The sequence below is a fragment of the Pseudostreptobacillus hongkongensis genome, assembly GCF_001559795.1.
Lineage (GTDB): Bacteria > Fusobacteriota > Fusobacteriia > Fusobacteriales > Leptotrichiaceae > Pseudostreptobacillus > Pseudostreptobacillus hongkongensis.
Genome location: NZ_LOHY01000091.1, coordinates 1 through 8,608, shown reverse-complemented (window position 1 = coordinate 8,608; position 8,608 = coordinate 1). Strand labels below are relative to the sequence as shown.

Sequence of the window (8,608 nt, the reverse complement as noted above, 5' to 3'; positions counted from 1 at the left end):
AATATTTGTGAAGAACCATATTTTTTTGGAATTTCTAGATTTATATGATAAAATAACTTGATAGAGAATAAATTTTAAGGAGATAATAAATTTATGAATTCAAAAAAGAAAGTATTATCTTTATTATTTTTAATTTTTTGTATAAGTTGTAGTTCTACATCTAAAGTTGAAGATACAGTTAAGATTCAAAGAAATAATAAGCCAGTAGAAACTGTAGCAAACTTTGATGAAGATGGAGTGTATATCTTTGAAAGTAATGTTAATAAAGAAGAACTAAGTAAAATAAGAATTCGTCCAACAGGAGTTACTATAGCTAATGTATCTGAAAATGATTCAGATAAAACTGGAAATAAATCACACGCACAATCAGTTATAGATTCATTTTTAGATAAGGATAATAATTATGAAGTTGATAATAATAATGAAAAAATAAATATAAACATAGCAAGTTATGAAGATGCTGATATGAGATTAAATGTAAAAGGTATAATAAATATGTCTTATGGATATGTTACGTATAATACTAATATGAAAGGTATCTATGGTGTATATTATAAAAATAAATATATAGACGGGGTTATAAAAAATGATAATATAGAAGGATACTTTTTAGATGATTTTTCTAATCTTTTATTTGATGCAGATTATAAAAATAATTTACAATTAAAGATAAAATCTTTAGGTAATTATGGAGAAACTAATCACCAAGATAGCTTTATAACTAACAATTCACATATTCTTTATGAAAACATGGATAGAGAAACACAAAAACGTGCAAGAAGTGAAATGATATATGTAAAAAATATGATAGGTAGTGATAAAAATGTAAGACAAAGTCTTACAAATCATTTAATAAATAAAGTAACAGAAGGAAGAAATAAAGTAGCATATACAACTAGTGATGGAATAGATTATTATGAAGTACAAAATAGAGGATATTTTAATGTTAAACCTTTCCTTCTAAGAAGTTATACAGTTGTAGATAGAGGATTTATAACTAATGATGATAACACTATTTCAGATGGTTCTAGTTTTGCAGCCCCTAAGGTTACAAGACTTGCTTATGAAATTCATAAGAAATATCCATTTTTAACATATCATCAGATTAAAGAAGTTATACTTACAACAGCTAAAAGAGATAATAGTGGTTATTTAAGTAATATAGTTGGTTGGGGTATAGTTGATAGAGATAAAGCTATGAATGGTTTATCTGATTTAAATGCAGGACTTATAGAAGAAACTAAATTCTTTGAAGGTATGAATAATAAGATATACGACAAGAATGGAAACATATATCAATATCTAGATGTAAATAATGGAAGTTATGAATTTAAAAATGATATTACTAGTGGGTTAAAAGGTGATGGAAATAATATAGGATCTGAAACATTCAATCTTAAAGGTACAGATTTACCAGATGAATCAGTAAAAAATTATACTTTAAGGTTAGCTAAGGTATTAGATAGTGAGAAGAATTATTATGCAAATGTTAAGCAAGCTGGATTAAGAAAAGCAGGAAATGGTGAGCTAATATTAAGCGGTAATCAAGACTATTCAACAAAGACACAGATTCTAGAAGGTAAATTAACTTTAAAAAATAACTCTAAATCTAAATATGAAGTTTTTGATAAAGGTACTTTAAATATAGAAGGAAACCATATAAACATACAAAACGATATATTAAATGATGGTAAGGTAATATTTAATGCCTCAAATACTCAGGTTAATGATTATAAGGCATCATCTAAATCTGAAACAATTTTAAATACATCTAAGTTAATTAATGCAAAAAGTTTTAAAACAGATGGTAAAATTAAAATTGATGTAGATGATATATCAGATTTAAATGAAGTTAAAACATTAGTTAAATCAAATGATATTAATATAAAAGACACAAGTCTTTTAAATATATATTTAGATAATTTGAATGTTTCAAATAATGAGATTAGTGTAAAAATTAATACAAATAGAGATATTACTAGTTTAAATGATGAAGAACTTAGAAATATACCTACATATAATTATAACGAGAAAAAATTCTTTAATAACTATATTGCAATGGGTAGAAATTCTAATTTAACAAGAAATCTTTTAAATTTATCAGCTCATAATAAAGAAGAAGCTATATCTCAATTATTTACATCAAATTATTCAGATTTTGTATCTAATATATTTGAAAATAACAGACTTATAAATAATAATATAGAATTTGATAAATATAGAGAAAATTCAAATTTATCGCTTTACTATAATAACCTATATAATACTAATATAGTAAATAATGATAAGTATTCAGGATTTAGCAATACTTTATTAGGTAATATGATAGGTATAGATAAAAAGATTAATGATGATTTAAATGTGGGATTATTCTTATCAAATTATACAAATAAGATAAGATATAATAATGATTCAATATTTAATTCTAAAAATTATCAAATAGGGTCTAAGTTACAATATAGATTTAATGATTTTATACTTAATAATACACTAAATTATACATACAATATTAATGATGTTAATAGAAAATTAGTTGATAGTTCAATTAATTCTAAGTTTGATACGCATTTTATTTCAGATAGTATTAATTTATCATATAATAAAAAGATTGATAATAATAAATTTGGAATATTTACAAATATAGATTTAATGAATTTAAAATTAGGTAATATAGTTGAAAATTCAAATAGTAGTGATTTAGTATTAGAACTTAAAGACAATAATGTATTTAAAGTAAATTTAGGTCTTGGTGCAAATTATACTAGAATAATCAATGATTACTTAAGTATAAATGGTGAAGTTAAATATGAGTTCTTTACGGATAAAAAGGTTGAACTAAATTCTAAATTAGGAGATGTGGAATTTAAATTAAAAGGGGAGGATTTATTAAATCATAATATATCTTCAACTTTAGGTTTAGATTTAACATTAGATAAGTTTAAGTTAAATCTTAAAGGAAGTTTAGATAATAAATTGAAATTTGGAATTTCAACAACATTTAAATATGAATTTTAAAAAATAGGACAGAAAAGTAAAATCTGTCCTATTTTATTATTCTAATATTTCTTTCATATCTTTATATATAGGTATTTTAAATTCCATTTTTTCCTTTGTAGTCGGATGATTAAATGAAATATAGTAAGAATGTAGCATTTGTCTATTTGCAATTTTATTATAAATAGACTCTGGGTTATAAAGCGTATCACCAATTATAGGATGCCCTATATGTTTTAAATGTACACGAATTTGATGAGTACGACCTGTAAATAATTGACATTCAATAAGAGATAAATCTAAATGAGAATATTTTTTAATAACTTCAAATTTAGTTTTAGAGTATTTACCTCTGTCATCTATAATTCTTGCTAAATCATCACCATTTCTATATATGGGTGCTTCAACTATAAATGAGCTTGTTTCTGGAATACCTTCTGCAATAGCTAAATATTTTTTTATAATCTCTGCTTCGTCTGATTGCATAAAACTTTGAGTATATGCATTTTTAGCTAAAAGTATAATACCAGAAGTATTCATATCTAGTCTGTTTATAAATCTTGTTACAAGTTCTTTATCATACTTTTCTTTATAATAATAAACAATACCATTTGCTAGAGTAATATCAGCTTTTTTCATTGTTGGATGTGTTAATAAGAATGGTGGTTTATTTACTATTAATAAATCATCATCTTCATAAATTATATCAAGTTTCATTTCTAACGGTTTAATATTAGTTTCTTTGACTTTTTCAATAATTTTTAACACTCCACTTTTAGGTAATTTTGTAGTAGTTCTTATTCTTTCGTCATCTAAATAAATTTCTATATTTCTAAGAATTCTACCTGAATACCCTAAATATTCTCTTAAATATTGAGAAGCCTTCATTCTGAAGGCTTTCTCATTTAAATTATATGTTTTCATTATAGTAATTTAGGAACTATGATTACACCAGCAAGTGGACCACCATGAGTACCAACTGTTGGACCTATTATAGTAGGTTTACCTATTATAGTAACTTTAGGATTAGATTTAAATCTTTCTAATATTTGATTTAATTTATCTAATTCTGATTTAGTTCCACCCCATGCAGGATAAAGATATATACTTTGTTTTTGTGATAATTTTTCAATATAGTTTTCTATATATGAAATAGCTGATTTATCTCCAAATACCTTTTTCTCTACAGTTATAGAACCTTGAGTCATAGTAATTATAGGTTTAAGATTTAAGAAATCACCAAAAGTTTTTGCAACTTTACTAATTCTTCCACCTCTTTCAAGATATTTTAAAGAATCTATAGCTATTAAAGTCTTACTTCTATCTCTAAATTTATCGCACCATCTTGTAATTTCATCAACAGATTTTCCTTTTAAAACAAGATCTGCTGCACCTTGTACCATTATTTTTAATGGAATAGAAACAAATTGTGTATCATAAACTGTTATTTCAGCTTCTTTATTTAAGTTAGATCTAACCATACGTGCAGTTTTGTATGTTCCACTCATATTGCTAGAAAGATTCATTACAAGTATTTTTTTGTAACCTTTTTGTAAAATATGAGTATAAAGATTCATTAATTCTTTTGGAGATGGTTGAGCACTCTTAAATACAGCTTCATCATCTATTAACTTCTTCCAGAATTCATCTTTAGTAATATCTATACCATCTTTATAGTGTTCTCCATTTGCTTCTAAACGTATAGGATTAATGTATACAGGTAATCCTTTGATATCTTCTTCAGTTAAATCAGAAGATGAATCAGTTATTACAGCTATTTCAGGTAATGATTTATCTCTATTTTCTATGTATATGTAGTAATAGTAATTTTCTTGATTACCATCTATAAATTTAACTGACGGTAAAGTTTTAAGTGAATTTGTAATAGCTTCATCTTTTTCTTTTCCTTCAACTAAAACCACTGATAAAGTATCATTTGAAATATATGTATCTTTAAGTTCTTTAATTAAATTAGCAAGAACTGGATTACAATGTTTTATCTTTGTATTTACAAGTGCTATATAATCACCAGTCTTTATAACTATTCCATCTACTTGAGTATCTCTAACAGCTTTAGTAATTTCTATAGAATAATTATTAGTTTCACTTCTTTGAATGTTATTTATACTTTCAAAATAGTTGTTTAAGTAATAATAACCATCTAACATAGTTTTAGTAGGAACTACTAACACATTTTTTTCTGTTTTTTCAGCTGCAATATTTGCAGTAGAAATTACATTTTTATTATTAGGTAATATTACTATTTGTTTATTAGTATTAACTTTTGCTATAGCATTTAACATATCTTGTACACTAGGGTTTTGGCTTTGACCACCAAGAAGAACCACATCTGCACCAAGTGCTATGAATTCATCTTTTAAACTAGTAGTATCAGCAAGTATAACATAAGAATACTTAGATAAGTTTGGCTTAGCATTAGCAAATATCTTAGTTTGTTCTTTTTCGCTACTAATTAATCCTTCATTTTGTAATTTCATATTTTCTATTTTTATTTTTTCTAAATCACCATGTTTTACAGCTAATTCTAGTGCTTGTCCAGGATTATTTGTATGTACATGTATTTTAAATTTCTTAGAAGTTTGAGCAAATACAGCTGAATCTCCTAATTTTAATATTTCCTCTTTAAATTTATCTGTATCAAAATCACCATTTCTGATTATGAATTCAGTACAATATTTAAAGTGTATCTCAGCAGGATCGTGAGTAATGTTATTTATCTTGTTATCAAAAGTCTTTTCTTCTGTTTCTGAGCTTGCTATTTCATCTAATTCAGTTAAAGTTTTACTCATACCTATAAAGAAATAGTAAAGACCCATAGCTCCAGAATCAACTACACCTGCTTCTTTTAGTTTTGGTAATAAATCTGGTGTTGAATCAACAGCTTCTTTAGCTGTATCAGTTAAAATTTCTAACATTTTATCAAGAGATTCAATATTATCTTTTATTTCATCTGCCTTTTCACTAATTTGTCTAATAACTGTAAGAATAGTACCTTCAACAGGAGTATCCACAGCCTTATATGCTACATCTTTTGCACTTTGTAATGCTATTGCAAGATCAACACTTTCTAATCTTTTTTTACCATTTATTCCTCTTAAGAATCCAGTTATTATTTGAGATAATATAGTTCCAGAGTTTCCACGAGCACCCATAAGGACAGCTTCTTCTACAATATCTATAACTTCTGGCATGCTACTTTTTTTAGTAGTTGAACTTTCAAGATCATTCTTTAATGTTTCTAATGTCATAGACATATTAGAACCTGTATCTCCATCAGGAACAGGATATACATTTAGTTCATTTAAGTAATCTTCGTGTTTTTTTACCCAAATAGCACCGCCTATTAGGATACGTCTTAATCTTTTAGCGTCTATATATTTTATACCCATAAACCACTCCTAACTATTAACTCCATATTCTTTCATTAATTCTTCAAACTCTTTTCTTTCTTCAAGTTCAGCAACTTTTTTTATAGAAAGTAATATAGAATTTTTGTTTTCATTTTTTTCAAATACTATAGCTTTAACAGTATCGTTAACTTTTAATTCTTCTTCATTATCAAATTCTTTTTTAGGTATAAGCCCTTTAAAATCAGAAGTAAGTTCAACAAGTAATCCTGCATCTATAATATCTGTTATTTTAACTTCGTATTCAGTATTTAAATCAAATTTTGAACTTGCTACTTCAAAAGGAGAAACACCAAGTTTTTTAATACTTCCTACTATATTTTTTTCTTCTTTTTCAATTTTAGTAATTTTAACTTTAATAACATCTCCAACTTTAAAGTTAGCTTTAAAGTTTCTTTCCCAAGAAAATTCAGATTTAGGTATGAATACTTCAAATCCTTCCTCAGTATTTGCAAATAATCCAAAGTCTTTAACTTTAGTAACTGTAACATCAGTTATATCATTTACAAAATAGAAATTGTCAATATCATTCCAGAATTTATTAAATACTTCTTTTGCACTTAATGAAATTCTTTCTTTTTCATCATTTAATTCTATTATTTCACAACAAATAATATCTCCTATTTTAAACTCTTTAGAAAGATTACTTATTCTCTTGTATGAAAGATCAGAAATATGGATAAATCCTTCATCTTCACCAAGTTCAACAACTACACCAAAGTCTAATATAGTTTTAATTGGAGCATCAAAATTTTGTCCAAGTTTATACTTAGATTTTCTAGCTAACCATGGATTTTCTGATAATTGTTTTAAACTTAATTTTATTTTCTTATTATCTTTATCAAGTTCAATAACTTTTACATTAATAGCATCTCCAACTTTAAAGTCTTTTAATTTTTTATCTTTAGACCATGAAAGTTCAGAAACATGTAATAGTCCTTTAACTTGTTTTAAATCAACTATTATACCATAATCAAGTATAGTTGAAACAGTACCAGATAATACATCGCCTAAATTTACTTTTTCAAAAAATTCTTTTTCTTCTTTATCGATTATAGATAATCTTGAAAGAATGATATTTTTTCCTCTTTTTTCTACTACTTCAAATTTCATTTCATCATTATTTGGTACATAACTTTGTGTAAGTCCTGATTGTTTAAATGGAAGAAGTGCATCAACTAAACCAATTTTAACTTTGTATGCACCTTTAACCTTTTCTACAATTTTTCCTGTTACAAAATCACCTTTTTGAATCTTTTCTAATTCTTCTCTTCTCTCAAGAGCAACTTTTGAAACTATTAAGAAAGTTTCGTCTTTTTTAACTACTTGAACAAAGAATTTATCATCAACATTGTAGTTTTCTATTTCAGAAATTCTTATACGTCCTTCTAGTTTGTTTTGTATATCAAGATAACCGTATTCGTCATCTTTTCTTATTAATTTACCTTCGATTTTATCACCTAGTTTTTGTTCTTCAGGTAGGTAAGAAGTTAGTAACTCTCCAAAATTGATTTCACTCATTTATCTTCTCCTTATTTAAACTGTTCTATTTCTATTAAATTTTTTAAATCATCTAATATTTTTATTTCATCATTTTCATTTTCTCCATCAGCAATGATTTCAAAAACATTTCCTTTTTCAAGTCCTATTAACATTATAGCCATAATATTTTTAGCATCATAAAGAACATCTTGAAATTTAAAATGTACATCACCCTTAAATTTAGTGGTAATGTTACAAATTTTTGTAGATGGTCTTGCATGAATACCTTGTTCATTAAAAACTTTAACTTCGACTCTTTTCATAAAATTCTCCAATTAATTTTATTTACAAAAATATATACAAACTTATACTAATATATATTTTACTTTATTATATACTATTTAAATTATAATATCAACTAAATTAGATTATTACAGAAAAAAGAGTAAAAAAAAATCTCGATAACGAGATAATGGCGGAAGTGACGAGACTCGAACTCGCGACATCTTGCGTGACAGGCAAGCACTCTAACCAACTGAGCTACACCTCCATAAATGGTGGTCACAACAGGACTTGAACCTGTGACCCCCTGCTTGTAAGGCAGGTGCTCTCCCAACTGAGCTATGCGACCATAAATTTATTCTATCAAAATTGATGTGTATTGTCAAGATTTTTTCAAAAAATATGCAGAGTGAAATTTGAAA

5 protein-coding genes and 2 tRNA genes are annotated in these 8,608 nt (G+C 25.6%); 1 reads left to right on the top strand and 6 read right to left on the bottom strand.

Features of this window, described 5'->3' with window-relative positions; genetic code table 11:
• Window positions 1–93 precede the first annotated feature (93 nt).
• Window positions 94–3,015, top strand: coding sequence for an autotransporter outer membrane beta-barrel domain-containing protein (locus AYC59_RS04880; RefSeq protein ID WP_066895786.1), 2,922 nt, complete (start codon window positions 94–96; stop codon window positions 3,013–3,015).
• A gap of 36 nt (window positions 3,016–3,051) precedes the next feature.
• Here the strand turns inward: AYC59_RS04880 and AYC59_RS04875 are convergent, their stop codons facing one another.
• The 6 genes from AYC59_RS04875 to AYC59_RS04850 all read right to left on the bottom strand — a co-directional run bounded on the left by AYC59_RS04875 (window position 3,052) and on the right by AYC59_RS04850 (window position 8,535).
• Window positions 3,052–3,882, bottom strand: coding sequence for an RluA family pseudouridine synthase (locus AYC59_RS04875; RefSeq protein WP_245620650.1), 831 nt, complete (start codon window positions 3,880–3,882; stop codon window positions 3,052–3,054).
• A 35-nt stretch (window positions 3,883–3,917) separates the two neighbouring features.
• On the bottom strand, window positions 3,918–6,404 hold the full coding sequence (locus tag AYC59_RS04870) for a DegV family protein (protein ID WP_066895781.1): 2,487 nt from the start codon (window positions 6,402–6,404) through the stop codon (window positions 3,918–3,920).
• 9 nt (window positions 6,405–6,413) lie between these two features.
• Complete coding sequence (locus tag AYC59_RS04865) at window positions 6,414–7,943, bottom strand: S1 RNA-binding domain-containing protein (protein ID WP_066895780.1); 1,530 nt, start codon at window positions 7,941–7,943, stop codon at window positions 6,414–6,416.
• Between the two features lie 11 nt (window positions 7,944–7,954).
• Window positions 7,955–8,227 (bottom strand): HPr family phosphocarrier protein, encoded by a 273-nt coding sequence (locus AYC59_RS04860; protein ID WP_066895779.1) that lies wholly within the window; start codon window positions 8,225–8,227, stop codon window positions 7,955–7,957.
• A 150-nt stretch (window positions 8,228–8,377) separates the two neighbouring features.
• Window positions 8,378–8,454, bottom strand: a tRNA-Asp gene (locus AYC59_RS04855).
• A 5-nt stretch (window positions 8,455–8,459) separates the two neighbouring features.
• Window positions 8,460–8,535, bottom strand: a tRNA-Val gene (locus tag AYC59_RS04850).
• Window positions 8,536–8,608: the final 73 nt, after the last annotated feature.

Coding starts and splice junctions, on each gene's coding strand:
- AYC59_RS04880 (WP_066895786.1), top strand. CDS start 94: ATGAATTCAAAAAAGAAAGTATTATCTTTATTATTTTTAATTTTTTGT.
- AYC59_RS04875 (WP_245620650.1), bottom strand. CDS start 3,882: ATGAAGGCTTCTCAATATTTAAGAGAATATTTAGGGTATTCAGGTAGA.
- AYC59_RS04870 (WP_066895781.1), bottom strand. CDS start 6,404: ATGGGTATAAAATATATAGACGCTAAAAGATTAAGACGTATCCTAATA.
- AYC59_RS04865 (WP_066895780.1), bottom strand. CDS start 7,943: ATGAGTGAAATCAATTTTGGAGAGTTACTAACTTCTTACCTACCTGAA.
- AYC59_RS04860 (WP_066895779.1), bottom strand. CDS start 8,227: ATGAAAAGAGTCGAAGTTAAAGTTTTTAATGAACAAGGTATTCATGCA.